The organism is Beggiatoa alba B18LD, from assembly GCF_000245015.1.
Taxonomy (GTDB): Bacteria; Pseudomonadota; Gammaproteobacteria; order Beggiatoales; family Beggiatoaceae; genus Beggiatoa; species Beggiatoa alba.
In genome coordinates this window covers 3,529,647-3,545,396 of the sequence record NZ_JH600070.1, presented here as the reverse complement: position 1 = coordinate 3,545,396, position 15,750 = coordinate 3,529,647, and the positions used below count along the sequence as shown (strand labels likewise).

11 protein-coding genes are annotated in these 15,750 nt (G+C 40.5%); 8 read left to right on the top strand and 3 right to left on the bottom strand.

Features of this window, described 5'->3' with window-relative positions; all coding sequences use genetic code 11:
- Positions 1-126: 126 nt before the first annotated feature.
- On the bottom strand, positions 127-2,805 hold the full coding sequence (locus BEGALDRAFT_RS14505; protein WP_002691229.1) for a bifunctional acetate--CoA ligase family protein/GNAT family N-acetyltransferase: 2,679 nt from the start codon (positions 2,803-2,805) through the stop codon (positions 127-129).
- Between the two features lie 834 nt (positions 2,806-3,639).
- Entirely contained in the window at positions 3,640-4,635 is a 996-nt protein-coding gene (locus tag BEGALDRAFT_RS14500; protein WP_002691228.1) for a PQQ-dependent catabolism-associated beta-propeller protein, read from the bottom strand.
- 382 nt (positions 4,636-5,017) lie between these two features.
- Here BEGALDRAFT_RS14500 and BEGALDRAFT_RS18445 point away from each other — a divergent pair, with 382 nt between their 5' ends.
- From BEGALDRAFT_RS18445 to BEGALDRAFT_RS14485, 3 genes are all read left to right on the top strand, one after another.
- Positions 5,018-6,916, top strand: coding sequence for a CHASE domain-containing protein (locus tag BEGALDRAFT_RS18445; RefSeq protein ID WP_081484191.1), 1,899 nt, complete (start codon positions 5,018-5,020; stop codon positions 6,914-6,916).
- Positions 6,917-7,137: 221 nt separating this feature from the next.
- Positions 7,138-7,692 carry a DJ-1 family glyoxalase III gene (locus tag BEGALDRAFT_RS14490; RefSeq protein WP_002691224.1) on the top strand — a complete coding sequence of 185 codons (555 nt, stop codon included), beginning with the start codon at positions 7,138-7,140 and terminating at the stop codon, positions 7,690-7,692.
- Position 7,693: 1 nt separating this feature from the next.
- Positions 7,694-8,293 (top strand): class II aldolase/adducin family protein, encoded by a 600-nt coding sequence (locus BEGALDRAFT_RS14485; protein ID WP_002691223.1) that lies wholly within the window; start codon positions 7,694-7,696, stop codon positions 8,291-8,293.
- 66 nt (positions 8,294-8,359) lie between these two features.
- Here the strand turns inward: BEGALDRAFT_RS14485 and BEGALDRAFT_RS14480 are convergent, their stop codons facing one another.
- Complete coding sequence (locus tag BEGALDRAFT_RS14480; protein ID WP_002691221.1) at positions 8,360-9,721, bottom strand: adenosylmethionine--8-amino-7-oxononanoate transaminase; 1,362 nt, start codon at positions 9,719-9,721, stop codon at positions 8,360-8,362.
- A gap of 496 nt (positions 9,722-10,217) precedes the next feature.
- Here BEGALDRAFT_RS14480 and BEGALDRAFT_RS14475 point away from each other — a divergent pair, with 496 nt between their 5' ends.
- The 5 genes from BEGALDRAFT_RS14475 (at position 10,218) to BEGALDRAFT_RS14455 (ending at position 15,666) form a co-directional block, all read left to right on the top strand.
- Positions 10,218-10,622: a response regulator gene (locus tag BEGALDRAFT_RS14475; protein ID WP_002691219.1), complete on the top strand. Its 405-nt coding sequence runs from the start codon at positions 10,218-10,220 to the stop codon at positions 10,620-10,622.
- A gap of 41 nt (positions 10,623-10,663) precedes the next feature.
- Positions 10,664-11,026, top strand: a complete 363-nt coding sequence (locus BEGALDRAFT_RS14470; RefSeq protein ID WP_002691215.1) for a response regulator — start codon at positions 10,664-10,666, stop codon at positions 11,024-11,026.
- A gap of 139 nt (positions 11,027-11,165) precedes the next feature.
- The gene (locus tag BEGALDRAFT_RS14465) at positions 11,166-11,714 is read left to right on the top strand and encodes a chemotaxis protein CheW (protein ID WP_002691213.1); all 549 of its coding nucleotides are present in this window, start codon (positions 11,166-11,168) and stop codon (positions 11,712-11,714) included.
- Positions 11,715-11,838: 124 nt separating this feature from the next.
- Entirely contained in the window at positions 11,839-13,920 is a 2,082-nt protein-coding gene (locus tag BEGALDRAFT_RS19570; RefSeq protein ID WP_002691211.1) for a methyl-accepting chemotaxis protein, read from the top strand.
- Positions 13,921-13,986: 66 nt separating this feature from the next.
- On the top strand, positions 13,987-15,666 hold the full coding sequence (locus tag BEGALDRAFT_RS14455; protein WP_002691208.1) for a hypothetical protein: 1,680 nt from the start codon (positions 13,987-13,989) through the stop codon (positions 15,664-15,666).
- Positions 15,667-15,750 lie beyond the last annotated feature (84 nt).

The window sequence follows — 15,750 nt, the reverse complement described above, 5'->3', positions numbered from 1 at the left end:
TAATACGAATCACGTTTTTTAATTCTGCTAATTCTGAAAATTCTGTGAATTCTGATTCAGACAAAAAAAGACCTGTTAGGTTTTGAAAACCTAGCAGGTCTTTTCTTAATGAAAACTCAGCTTTTTTTACAAATTACGGCTAACTAACGTTACAGTGCGGTCTTCTTCATCCAATATGCAAACAAAACCCAGTTTATGCATGAGTTTTAACATATTGTGATTATTACTCAAGACTTCCCCTTGAATGATTTTTAATCCTTTCATTCGTGCGGCATTCATTAAGGATGTCATTAATTTATGGGCAAAGCCGTGTCCTTGCCATTGGTCAGAAACGACTAAGGCAAATTCGCAGGTTTCACCATCAGGATTGGTAGAGTAACGCGCAACCCCTACTTGTAAATCACCCTCATCTCGTTGAATCACCGCAATCAGGGCTAATTCTCGGTCATAGTCAATTTGGGTGAAACGCACGACCATAATAGGCGTGAGTTCATGCAGATTTTGCATAAAGCGGAAGTATTTGGATTCTTCCGATAAATTTTTCACAAAATCTTTTTCCATGTCTGCATCTTCAGGACGAATCGGGCGGATGGTGACATCTGTCCCGTCGGGCAGTTCCCATTTTTCTACTAAATGCGTGGGATACGGATAAATTGCCATGTGGGCGTAGCGGTCTGCGCCTGCGGTGTAATAGTTGACAACAATACGGGCATCAACTGCAACTGCGCCATTTTCGTCGACAATCAAGGGATTAATATCCATTTCTTGTAACCATGGCAGTTCGCAAACCATTTCAGAAACGTGCAAGAGTACAGCTTCCACAGCTTCTACATTTGCCGCAGGCATTTTGCGGAAAGGTTCTAGCAGTTTGGCAACACGGGTTTTGCTAATCATGCTTTTAGCAAGATAGCGATTCAGTGGCGGTAGGCTGACAGCTTTATCCGCGATGACTTCGACCATCGTCCCGCCCATGCCTAAGCTGATGACAGGACCAAAAACGGGGTCGCGGAAGACACCGACATATAATTCACGCCCATGTACTTTGTCGCTCATTTTGCCAACGGTGACACCGTAAACGCGGGCATCTGGCGCAGATTCTTTGACGCTTTCCATAATTTCACGGAAGGCTTCACGGACTTCGGAGGCGTTTTGTAAGTTGAGTTTAACCCCGCCGACATCGCTTTTATGGGTAATATCGGGCGAGTTAATTTTTAAGGCGACAGGAAAGCCCATGGAAGCCGCTAATACTATGGCTTCGTTGACAGTGTGAGCGGTTGCAGTGTTGACGATAGGAATACGGAATGCGCCCAGCAGGGCTTTGGATTCCATTTCAGTGAGAATTTTGCGCCGTTCTGCTAACACGCTTTCAATAATCATCCGCGCGCCTTCAATGTCTGGGGCTTCAACATAGCCCATAGAGGCAGGCGTTTGTAGGAGTAGTTGTTGATTGCTGTGATAGGCAGATAGGTAATAAAAGGCTTCGACAGCGGCTTCAGGAGTGCGAAATTCAGGGATACGTGATTGTACAAATAAGCGACGACATTCCGCAATTTGTGTGCCTCCCATCCAGCAAGCAAGTATGGGTTTACTGGACTGTTCTGCAATTTGTACCATTGCTTGTGCGGCTTCTAAGGGATGGCTCATGGCTTGCGGGGTGAGGATGACTAACACCGCGTCGACATTGGGGTCTTTCAAGCAAATAGAGACTGCTTGTTGATAACGCTCTTGTCCTGCATCGCTGATGATATCAATAGGGTTTGCATGTGACCATGTTGCAGGTAAGGTTTTATTGAGTTCATCCAATGTGCTTTGGCTTAATTGTGCAAGGGGCACTCGTAAATCAGCCGCACGGTCAGTCGCCATCACACCGGGCCCCCCGCCGTTGGTAACGATAGCAAGGCGGTTGCCTTTAGCTTTGTAGCGGGAGGCAAGGGTTTTAGCTGCGGAGAAAAGTTGCCCAAAGTTGCTAACACGCACGACCCCAGCCCGTTGCAGGGCTGCATCAAAGGCTTCATCTTCACCGATTAACGCGCCACTGTGTGACATTGCGGCACGGGCTGTGGCTTGGTGTCGCCCGCTTTTGATGACTAATACGGGTTTAATCCGAGCAGCCGCACGAAGGGAGCTCATAAAACTGCGGGAGTGATGAATCCCTTCTACGTAGAGTAGGATACCTTGCGTTTTTGGGTCTGAAACGAGGAAGTCTAGGACTTCGCCAAAATCTAAATCGGCCGATGTGCCCATGGAAACAACAGTAGAGAATCCAACGTCGTTAGGCACTGCCCAGTCAAGCACTGCCGCACAGAGCGCGCCTGATTGTGACACAAGGGCAAGATTGCCTGATTTGGCTTTGCTTTTGAAAAAAGTCGCATTGAGATTAATTTCTGTCCGCATAAATCCAAGACAGTTAGGACCAATAAAATGAATCCCGTATTTTTTGGCTAAATCTACAACTTTCTTTTCTAATTTAGCCCCTTGTAGCCCTGTTTCGCTAAAGCCTGCGGAGATAATAACCGCCATTTTAACATCGTGTTCGCCGCAATCTTCAATAATGGAAGCAACAGCACTGGCAGGCGTGGTGATAATGGCAAGGTCGACAGGTTGTGCAAGGGTTTTTAAATTTTTATAACAGGGTTGTTCTAAAACTTTGTCAAATTGGGGATTAATTGGGTAGAGCTTGCCTTTATAGCCCCCTTCAAGCAGGTTTTTAAAAACCACTTGTCCCACAGAGTCTTCTGTATTATTCGCGCCAAAAACGGCGATAGATGTCGGGGAAAATAGGGTTTTTAGGTAGTGTTTGCTCATAGGTGTAATGGTCCATTTTTATGCCTACTTATTTGTTAGTTTAATTATAACAAAAAATATAGGTGAAATTTGTGCATTGCAACATTATGAGTTGCATGGAGTCTGTTTATTGTTGTAATGATTAATATTAATAAACAGCAGATTATTGTTTTATCAAAAAAGATAATACTGTGTTTTCTGAATTTATAACAGTTTAATCAGTTATAAGATAGCCTGAGTTCGATGGATTTATTTTTAAAAAAACAAGTATTTGTCTGAATCAGAATTCACAGAATTTTCAGAATTAGCAGAATTAAAAAGCGTGATTCGCATTAATTTCTTGGTTTAAGGGTTTTAAATCCTGTTACCGACAGACCTATAGCAAACATATTATAAAACGACATGAAGGACTGGCAGTCCTCACAGGACTGCCAGTCCTAGATTTAAATCACTTTATGGTACGGTTACTATACTAGGTTTTGAAAACCTAGTAACCTGAGTTAAGCAAATTTTATAAAATAAAACAGAGACCTGCTAGGTTTTCAAAACCTAGCAGGTCTATCGGAACACGCGAAAAGGGTTGAAGGACTGGCAGAAATTATTCTCTTGTTTTTCATCGGGATTCACCAGACAAGATTAAAACATTGTCTGAATCAGGATTTTCAGGATTAGCAGGATTTAAAACCCTCAAACCAAAAGGTCAGGTGAATCACGCTTTTTAATCCTACTAATCCTGAAAATCCTGAGAATCCTGATTCAGACAAGCTGTTGTCTTTTTAAAAGAAACTCGCTGAACTCAGGTTAAGTAATAAAAAACGAAGTGGTATAAAAATCGAAAACTATTCAACTACTTGGTTATTCATCAATTAAAACGCTATGGGGTACACGTCCAATAGGAATAGACTTTTCAACTTTAAGGGTTGCTGTATTAATGATAGACATGTCGTCGCTCATGCCATTGGTGACAAAAAGCAAGCTGTTGTCTTTATTCAATGTAGTTCCCCATGCACGATTACCAACAAGGACATAATCCTTAACAGTTTTTGTCTCTGTATCCACAACCGCAACATGGTTTGCACGTCCTAATGCAACGTAAAGCGTTTTATTATCTTTGCTTAAGACAAGACCGACAGGGGTAACTTCATCAGGACGGAAGCCTTTTGGAGTGAACTTAATTTCTCCACTGACCTTGCTGTCAGCTGTATCAATCATGCTGACACTGCCCCCAATTTCATTGGAGACAAACAGCGTTTTGCCATCAGTGGTGAGGGCGAAACGGCGAGGGCGAGTATTGACAACAATATTTTTCTTCACACTTGGAGAGGCTTTATCAGTTACATCGACAACGTGAACCATATTAGCGACTTCAGATGTCACATAAACAGTATTGCCATCGTGACTGACTAATACCCCTTCAGGCTCTTCACCAACTTCAACTTGTGAAACAATTTTGTGTGCGTTTAAATCATAAACACTTAATTCACCATCATCTTCATTAGAAACATAAAGATATTTACCATCAGGGCTAATATCAAAAATTTCTGGCTCTTCGCCAACATCTAAACTGTTGACAACAGACAGTTTGTTAACATCAATCACATCAACTCGATTACCGTCGCCACAAGCAACATAAATCAAGTCATGATTTGGACTGAATTGTAAATGTCGGGGTTGCTCACTCGTTTTAATCGTCATGCGTTTTTCATAGGTTTTACCATCCAAAACGACGACAGCATTATCATTTTCCACACTGACAAATATATTGCCTGTTGCTGCGCTAGAAGACAGGGCATATAGCATGAGTAAAGAAAAAGAACTCGCAAGAACAACAGGTTTTTTGAATAAGAACATTGTATGTCTCTCCTTCTTTGGATTACCAAATAAAAATGAAATGAACTTACATGTTATATCACTCGCTTCAGTTGCGAGTAATTTATATTATCACTACGAATTAAAAATAGTGAGTTGCTCCGCATGAGTTTGAGATTGTTTTAAGCAGTGACTAATCATGATAGGGTCGTTTTATATAAAATCTCGCCATAAACGCTGAGATGATGAAAAAAATTCTTGCTGATATAACAAGGCATTTTCGTATTTTTTGGCAAACTGGTCATTCAGGTGTCAACAAGCTAAAAAGTTGTTGTGTTAATATCCAACAAAAGCGTTAAGATATGTAGTGAAACACGTATAATTCTTATCAGTGGTCTATTTTTTGCACTGGTAATGTATTTTCATGAACTTGATGGAGAGCGATAACATGGGGAAACCAGCGAATGAAATGGAGTCCTATACAGGGGGAGAAGAGCATAAACATCGACATCATCACCCTAGTCACATCGACACCCGACCTATGTGGCAACGCTATTTGCCTATTATTTTAACGGTTACTATCGGCGTTACGTTATCAATTGTTTTATATTATTTAACCCTTGCTTGGGACCATCAAAGAGTTAAAGCTGATTTTAAGAAAGCTGCTGAAGATAGAACCTTTGCAATTCAACGTTCTCTTGTTTTTAATTTAGACTTATTACAAACGTTTGAAGCATTTTTCAAATCCAGAAATAATGCGATTGATCCGCAAACTTTTCACGCTTATAGCCAACCCTTTTTACAACGTTATGAATATATTAAAGCATTACAATGGGCACCATTAGTTAATGATGCTGAACGCAGTGCATTTGAAAGTACGGTTAAACAAAGTATTCCCGACTTTCAAATTAGCACTTTTAATGCGGATGGGAAAAAAACAGTCGCTTCTCAAAAACCTGTTTATTACCCATTGCAATATATTGAACCTTTAGAAGGGAATGAAGTTGCTCGCGGTATCGATTTAGCCGCAACAGATGCATTTAATGAAGTGCTCAACGCTGCACGAGATGACACAAAATCGCGTGCTATCTCTCATGCAACCCTCGCAGAAAATACGAATCTGATTGGCTTAACGGTTTTCCTCCCAATTTATCAAATGGATTCACCGTTAGACACGACAGAAGAACGCCGTGCTGCCTTAAAAGGATTTGTGATTGGTGTATTCGAAATTGGAAGCATCTTAGACGTTGCAATGACGTATTTAGACGAGCGTCCTATTGAAATTCGCGTGTATGACAAATCGTTACCTGCTGACCGCCAATTTCTCTATCTCTATTTAGGTCAATTAGATTCAGAACTCTTAGAAAGTGTTGATGCAAGTCAACTCACGAAGAAAAATGAGCCTGCATTAGAAGTGGTTAAAGAATTTAGCTTTGCAGGACGTAATCTTTCTGTGGAATGTACGCCATCTGTGGGCTATCACTTAACGACAGGCGGTGGTTGGCAAGCCTTAACGGTACTTGCACTGGGTTTATTAGTTACGTTATTAATGACTGGTTATTTCTACGCAGCCATGCGTCATGCTTATCATTTAGCAGAAGCAGCGGAAGAAGCCAATCAAGCTCAATCCCGTTTCTTGGCAAATATGAGCCATCAACTTCGTACCCCTTTAAATGCAATTACAGGTTACAGCGAGTTATTGCGTGAAGAGGCTGAGGAGCTAGAAGATAAATCGATTATTCAAGATATCGATAAAATCTACATATCTGCTAGATACTTACTGTCGCTCAGTGAAGGCATTTTAGACCTCTCTAAAATTAAAGCGGGTGAGATTGAACTTAACTGGTCAATTATGGAAGTTAAGCATTTATTAACGGATATTGTTGATATTGCAAGCCCACTTGTGAAGAAAAACAACAATACGCTCATCATCAATTGCCCAAATACAGTAGGGACAATGCAAACTGATGTAACACGTACCCATCAGATTTTATTCAATTTACTCAATAATGTCTCTGAAGCAACTGAAAATCAAACAGTGACTGTCAATGTGGCACGTGAGTATAAGGATAATAAAGAATGGATTCGTTTCGAAGTCAGCGGATATATGGGCGGTGGATTAACAGAAGAACAATGTCAACATCTCCGTTTACGTTTATCTAAAGCAGAAACCTCCGCATCAGAAATAGATTTAGGTATTCGGATGGGCTTAGTCATCAGTGCGCATTTGTGGCATCTCATGGGTGGCTATGTAGATGTGAAAAGTGAATTAGGACGGAGTGTGACATTTACACTCTACCTACCTGCAAAAGCAGCACTGTAACTACTCGTTTAGTTACATATATAGAAAAAGGGCGGATAATACCGCCCTTTTTTATTTCTGTATCAAAATTAACGAATTTATTAAACTTGCTGAGTTGTATAGCAAACGTATTATAAAACGATGCGAAGGACTGGCAGTCCTAGATTTAAATCACTTTATGGTACGGTTACTATAGTCAATAAAATAAATTTTCTACCATCGTTTTTTAGAGAGGTAATACAATGCCTACAGTTCTTGTTCCTCTTGCTCAAGGATGTGAAGAGTTAGAAGCAGTCACGATTATTGATTTATTACGTCGTGCAAGTATTACAGTCGTTACAGCAGGATTAGATGAGCAACCTGTTAAAGCAAGTCGTGGTGTTATGTTAATCCCCGATACAACACTGGATAAGGTATTAACTACCTCGTTTGACATGATAGTGTTACCAGGTGGATTAGCAGGTGCGGAAAATTTGAATCGTGATGCACGTATTCATCACTTATTAAAACAGTTATTTCAACAAGGACAATATGTTGCTGCTATCTGTGCAGCACCTACTGTTTTAGCCAATGCAGGGCTTTTAGACCATAAAAAAGCAACCTGTTATCCCAATAGTTTGAAACCTCAACAGTATCCAACTATTCAACTGATTGATGCGCCTGTTGTCATTGATGATAAAGTGATTACATCACGAGGACCTGGTACAGCAATGGATTTTGCTTTGCAACTGATTGAGCAATTAGTTGGTAAAACCATTCGTGAACAAGTAGAAACTGGTTTAGTGAGACCTCATTAAAATGAACCTACCTGAACAATTAGTCCAATATTATCGTTGGTTACGTCAACATGGCATTAATGATTCACATAGCGGTAATGCCTCAGTCCGAGATGGAGAAACTGTATGGGTTACGCCGACAGGTGCTTGTGCGGATACTTTACAAGTTTCTGACTTAATCAAGTGTCATTTACATGACGCTCCCCCAGCAGGTGCATCACTGGACGCGCCTTTGCATTTAGGAGTCTATAGACGTAATAGCAATGCAACAGCTGTTTTACATAGTCATGGTGCGCACACAGTGGGATTAACCATGAATGGAAAGGATTTTATTCCCGTTGACTTTGAAGGATTTTATTACTTTCCACGTGTCCCTGTTTTGACTATTCCTTTTGAACGTTATGTCAATGACTCACCCGATTTAGTTGCGGATGTTTTAACAGAATATCCCATTATGATTGTTAAAGGACACGGTGTTTATGCACAAGCGAAAAATTTAAACCTTGCTTATAAATGGACATGTTCTTTAGAGTTATCAGCAAAAACGTATTTTATCGCCCAACAAAGCGGTCGTTTAGCAGAAGGGGAGAAAAAAAAGAAAATTAAAAAGGTAAAAAAGTAAGCCTTTAATTTAGCTGGTGTATGAAAAATTACATACACCCTAACCATTGCAGGAAATATTGAATGGTTAGTCTTTTGTCGCTGCATCAATACTGCTATATGTCACAGAGGCTAACCATTCAATTTCTTCCTCTGTAATCACATAAGGTGGCATGAAATAAACAACTTCTCCTAAAGGGCGTAATAATGCACCTTGTTCTAATGCGTGACGATAAACTTTAATTCCCCGTCGTTCCTGCCAATCATACGCTTTACGTGTTGCCTTATGCTTACACAGTTCAATCGCCACTATCATGCCTTGTTGCCGTACTTCAAGCACATGCGGATGCTCACGCAAAATAGCAGTTGCTCGTTCCATTGCATTGATTAACCGCTGATTTTTTTCTAAAACATTATCCGTACGAAAAATATCTAATGTTGCGAGTGCTGCTTGGCAGGCTAAAGGATTGCCTGTGTAACTATGCGAATGTAAAAATGCACTGAGTTTATTGTAATCATCATAAAATGCTTGATAAATTTGCTCATGCGTCATGACAACAGATAAAGGCAAATACCCCCCTGTTAACCCTTTGGATAAACAGAGAAAATCGGGTGTAATTTGTGCCTGTTCACACGCAAATAGCGTTCCTGTACGCCCAAAACCAACCGCAATTTCGTCAGCAATTAAGTGAATGTGATACTGATTACAAATTGCACGTAAACGTGTCAAATAATGTGGGTGATGCATACGCATTCCGCCAGCACATTGCACCAAAGGCTCAATAATCACGGCGCATAATTCATCTGCATGTTGCGCAACAATTTTTTCTAATGCCTGCGCTTGACGTTCTGCATAGTCTGCATAAGATTCGCCCGCTTCAGCATAACAACCTGCTGGAGAAGGCGCGACAAGGGTTTGCATTAGCAAAGGGGCATAAGTTTGCTTGTATAAGGCAACATCGCCGACTGCTAATGCGCCCAAGGTTTCGCCATGATAAGCATCTTGTAAAATTAAAAATTTAGTTTTTCGAGTTTGCCCCTGATTTAACCAGAAATGAAAACTCATTTTTATAGCCACTTCTATCCCAGAAGAACCATTATCCGCATAAAAACAGCGGGTTAAGCCTTTTGGGGCTAAAGCAACTAATTGTTCAGATAAAGCAACAACAGGTTCATGAGTAAATCCTGCTAATAAAACATGCTCTAATTGTGAAAGTTGTTGTTGAATTGCATGGTTAATACGTGGATTTGCATGACCAAATAGATTCACCCACCAAGAACTAATTGCGTCCAAATATCGCTTACCTGCAAAATCTTCTAACCATATCCCCTGTCCTGATTTAATCGGAATTAAGGGTAAAATGCTTTCATGATCCTTCATTTGTGTACAAGGATGCCAGAGCACATTTAAATCCCGTTGCATAAAAGCTGTATTGGCTAAATTACTCATGATTATTTTTATATATCAACCGTATAAATAAAAAAATGTAAAAAGAGACTCATTTTTAATAATGAACTAGGATACAATAAAGTGTTTATAGTTGGTTTAGAGTACAAACTCTTCCATTCACTTGACGATAAACAACAAAGTGGGTAGATTTCCAACTGTTTACATGGGAATAACAACGTTAATGGCATCATGCTTTAACACAAAGAAATGTGATAAAAGTAAATGATTCATAAAATATTTCTTAACACTCATAACACTATGCTTTAAGTCTATCAACAAGACCATTGAAATTAGTGTTAAATTCCATATTTTATGATATGCTTTAAGTCGAGTAGAAAGTCGTTATTGCTGTATGCTTTCAGCTGAGTAGGTTCCCTATATAGTTTTTCCAGTTTACCCCCAATATAATCCATATTCGACTATATACCTTTAGTAGGGTATCAGGTAGAGTAAATGGGGATGTTGAATGTTCTCGTCTAGCATGGGCAAGTAACCAGTGAGCACTGAAAACGAATTCGAAGGTATCAAAGTTGTCGTGATTGACGACAGTAAGACAATTCGGCGTACCGCTGAGACATTATTAAAAAAAGCGGGTTGCGAGGTGTTTACCGCAACAGATGGTTTTGAATCTTTGTCGAAAGTAATGGAATGTCAACCTAATATCATCTTTGTAGATATTATGATGCCACGCCTTGATGGGTATCAAACCTGTGCTTTGATAAAGAACAATCCTGTCTTTAAAAAAATTCCGATAGTCATGTTATCCAGTAAAGATGGATTGTTTGAACGCGCACGCAGTCGGATTGTGGGTGCCGATCACTACATGACTAAGCCATTTACCCGTGAGGAACTACTCAGTACGATTAAATCGTATGTTGTAGATGCCAAAACACAAGCTTAAGACTTAATGGTTATTCGTGAAAGCTCAAGAGACTAAAAGGTATGGCACATATACTTATTGTGGATGATTCACCTACAGATGCCTACCTCGTCAAGAATATTCTGGAATCGCAGGGGTATCAAACATCAGAAGCCTCTAATGGCGAAGAAGGCATACAGAAAGCGAAAGAGATTAAGCCTAACTTAATCATCATGGATGTAGTCATGCCGGGTTTAAATGGTTTTCAAGCAACCCGTAAGATTACAAAAAGCGAAGACACAAAATCTATACCCGTTATTATTGTTTCTTCTAAAGATATGGAAAGTGACCGTGCATGGGGACTAATGCAGGGTGCAAAGGAATTCTTAGTAAAACCTGTTAAACAGGCGGAACTACTTGCAACCGTCAAAAAACTCATCGGTTAATTCCCTACAATTTCAGCATAACGAGTAGTTAAGTTTTATCTACTTCTTATTCTGTCCATGATACAAAAACCGTTTTAATCCACGCTGGCGACGCTAGCAAACAGAAAAACAATCGTTACCTGTGAGCAAGGTCTTTAGTATGCCAAATACGATGGCGCAAACCCCCTTTCAGTGGTTGCAGGAATTAGAAAGGCGAGCAAAGCAAAAAGCACGCGGCATACCACGCCAAGAAAAAGTGCAACAAATTTGGCGCGGTATTGCTTTTCGCGTGGGTAACACCCCCCTTGTTACTCCACTGAATGAAATTCGTGAAATTCTTCCTTACCCCACTTATTTAGCGAAAGTACCCGGTGCGAAAGCTTGGGTGAAAGGATTAGCAAATATTCGCGGGTTACTCTTACCTATTGTTGACTTACAGGCTTGTTTAGATGGTAAGGCGACACCCATAGAAAGCCGTACTCGTCTTGTCATTATCAATCAAGCCGGCATTTCCGCAGGCTTGGTGGTTGACGAAGTGCTGGGGATCAAGCATTTTCCTGAAGAAGCAAAAGATACAGATACACCCTGCAAAGATGCTTGGTTGACCCCCTTTGCCAAAGGTATGTTTATCGAAGAAGACAGTATCTGGACAATTTTTGACATGCACGCTCTCGCAGAAAGCGAAGTGTTTTTAAGGGCGTCTCTCTAAAAATGACAACAAACCAGTTTACAAAAAACTTCAAAAGTATTGGATATGCCATTATGCCTCGTAACTATCCTAACTGTACTCACTCCACACTCGTTTCCCTGTCCAGCGGAGGTAAAATCTAGCCATGAAATTCTCACTGAATACAATCGCTAATACGAATGCGTGGCTATTTGCCCTGATTGGTATTTTAATGCTGTCATTCGTTTTAATGGCAGCAACATTTACGCGCGTCGCTATCGATAATAAATACGACGAAGAATACTTAGGACATGTCACCCAATTGCGGCTACAAAGTCAGCAGTTGACACAAAATGCTGCCTTCGCTGCACGTGGGGATGATGTTGGCTTTGTCACTGTGGATAAAGTACGTACCGAGTTACAGCACCGTATCAAATTACTGACTGAAGGTAATGCTGAAACAGGAATGCCTGCAACCCCTGAAGAAGCAATTGCAACACTGGGTAACTTAACCAAGTTTTGGCAAGGGATTGATACCAATGTTTCCCAACTAATACTAACCCGCGACGCAGTGACTCGCCTGTATTCACAATCTAATGACTTAATTCAAGTAACAACGAATTTAGTCAGTGAAACAGAAGAAATGTTAAACGCAATGAGTGCTGCGGGTGCAACGCCTAATCAAATGTATCATGCGACACGGTTACTCATGTTGCTAGAACGTATTTCTAACAGTATTCGTGTTGCGTTTAGAGGGGATGCAGATGCAATCAATGCAGACTTACAGTTAGGGGACGATATCAGTAGCTTTAGTGATACGCTCTCCGCCTTATTAGAAGGAAATGAAGAGATTCAGGTCATGTCTGACCCCGTCGCTCGCAAAGCCATAGAAAATCTTTCAACATCCTTTACAACTAATATAGAAAAAATTGAAGATTTCCTAGATAACTCCGATAAATTATTTGATGCAAAAGATGCGCAACAAGCCATTATGGACGCAAGCCCTGCTTTCCTAAACAGCGTGGAACAACTGTCCTCTGACTATAATCGAGTTATCGAATCACGTTTTGTATCTCCTCGCTTAGGTATTGTTCTCGCAATCATTGTCTTTATTATGCTGCTCTTACTAGGAACATTGATTATCCTCAGCAATAAAGTCCGTGCATTAGAAACAAAAGAACGTTTAGAAGAAAGCCAACGCACCAACCAACGTAACCAAGAAGCTATTTTACGGTTACTCAGCGAGATTGCAGACCTTGCCGATGGTGACTTAACCGTCAATGCGACTGTGACTGAAGACTTTACAGGTGCTATTGCTGATGCGATTAACTACTCCATTGAAGCCCTGCGTGAATTAATCGTTAAAATTAACAAAACAGCGATGCAAGTTAACGCTGCAGCCCAAAGTACTCGCGGTGTTGCTGCCCAATTGATACAAGCCAGCGAACGCCAAGCTCAACAAATTGCTAAAGCAGGACAAGCCATTATTGGCATGGCAAACTCTGTGAAAAAAGTTTCTGCTAATGCCGTAGAATCTGCCGAAGTTGCAAAAAAATCCGTTGAAATTGCCAGCAAAGGGGCTAAAGCAGTACAAGACACAATTGCAGGCATGGACGCAATTCGTGAACAAATTCAAGAAACCTCAAAACGGATTAAACGTTTAGGGGAAAGCTCCCAAGAAATTGGTGAAATCGTTGGTTTAATTGATGATATCGCCGACCAAACTAACATCCTTGCACTCAATGCCGCAATTCAAGCAGCAATGGCGGGTGAAGCAGGACGTGGATTCGCTGTTGTTGCTGATGAAGTACAAAGACTCGCAGAACGTTCAGGGAATGCAACTAAACAGATTGATGCACTGGTTAAAACAATTCAAGGGGATACAAATGAAGCAGTTAGCTCCATGGAACAAAGTACCTCTGGCGTTGTTGCAGGGGCAAAAATTGCTGAACGTGCAGGTGAATCTCTAACAGAAATTGAAAAAGTCTCTGTACAACTTGCAAACCAAATCGAAAATATTTCGCAAACCTCTCGGACTCAAGCCGCTGTTGCGTCAAATATTTCTGGCACAATGACCATTATTCAAGAAATTACAACCCAAGCCTCACAAGGTACAAACGAAACAGCCGCTGCAATTGAACGGTTAGCAAAATTAGCTAACGAATTACGTAACTCTGTAGCAGGCTTCAAACTACCTGACGAAGCAATGCAAGAAATCATGGAAATGAGTGAACAGTTGAACCAGTAATCTGTGTTTTTAAGATGATTCATTGCTCACTATTCTCTCTCTATTCATAAATAACTGGTAACTGAAATGAGACATTCAGCCCTCACTTGGGTGAAAGTAACGATTGATGAGAGCCTGAAACAAACACGGCAGGCACTAGAACAATTCGTTGAAAACCCCAACGATAAAGCCCCATTACAACAATGTATTGTGTGGCTGCATGAAATTCGTGGGGTACTCAATATGTTAGAACTTCAGACTGCTGGATTATTAGTACAAGATTTAGAATTAACCATTAAAACGCTATTGATTGGAAAAATTGAGAATAGTGAAAAAACCTATGACATTTTAATGCGTGGGCTCGTTCAGTTACCAAACTACTTGGATCATTTGGCAATTATTCAACGCGACATGCCACTGGCATTATTACCATTACTGAATGAATTGCGTGCATTACGCCAACAACCTATTTTATCAGCTGTCACTTTATTTACGCCTGATGTCTCCGTTGCATTACCAGCTGTTGCAAATGCACCGAAACTACCTGATGACAAATTTAAACCCTATGTCAACCAAATGCGGGCAGCTTATCAAAAAGCATTGATGGCACTATTAAAAGCACCTCAACAACCTGCTGAGGCATTAAAATTGCTTTATGGTGTTATGCAAAAGATGCAGCAAATTACGGGCAATGCTCCGTTAAATAAAGTATGGTGGATCACTGAAGGGGTATTAGAAGCCTTATTACAAAAAGGGCTTGCACTCAATAACAACCTCATTACAGCTTTTAAGCAACTAGATGGTTTGTTAAAACAAATGGTTGATCATGGCAATGCTGCGTTACGTCTTACACCGCCTAAGCCTTTACTTGTGAATTTACTGTATTTTGCGGCACAAGCTCGTTCTGCGGGTAAACAGATTACTGCTGTAAAAACAACATTTAATCTTGCAGACTATTTACCGACAGAAAATGTGCTACAAGCAACACGTCTGATTTTCTCAGGACCTGACATAGAATTAATTAAAATAGTTGTTAAGCTCATTAGGGATGATTTTGCTCGTATAGAAGAAACATTAGATATTTTTAACCGTGCGGATAACCCCTCTGTTTCTGAGTTAACGCCACTTGTCAGTATGTTACGCGATATGGCTAATACCTTAGGGCTATTAGGGCTTATGGTACAGCGCAAGTCCATGTTAGCACAAGCAGCTATTATTCAAGAAATTTGTGAAGAACGCCGCCCTGCAAACTTGACAACAATGTTAGAAATTGCGAACGCATTGTTAAAAACAGATTCCGCATTAGATATCTTAGCAGTACAAGGTGTGCATGCACGCCAACGTTTACAACAAAGTCCAGATACTGAATTTGCAGAAACACCCCAATTTGGTATTGTCTTAAGTGTTGCAGTAAATGAAGCAAAAACAGATTTAAATCAAGTAATTCACCCTATTGTTACGTTCATAGATAATAAAACGCAGGATGAAGCGTTAATGGAAGTTCCTGAACGCTTGAAACAAGTTCAAGGATTCTTAGCACTGATGTCGCATGAACGTGCAGCGAAATTATTAGCGTATTGCAACAACTACATTGTCAAAACCTTTATCAAAGAAAGTATTGTTCCACCTGAAGAACAGTTAAAAGCATTAGCCGACGCGCTTTTAAGCATAGAACTCTATTTAGATACACTCGCGGGTAATCCAATGGACGCGAAGCATATTCTGGACATGACGCAACAACGCCTCAGTGTGCTGGTGAAACAATGAATTATCACAATAAGAGAGCATGACTAACTCTCTTATTGTGTACGGCACAGTGTATTTCTCCCATTGCTAACTGGTTACTGACTG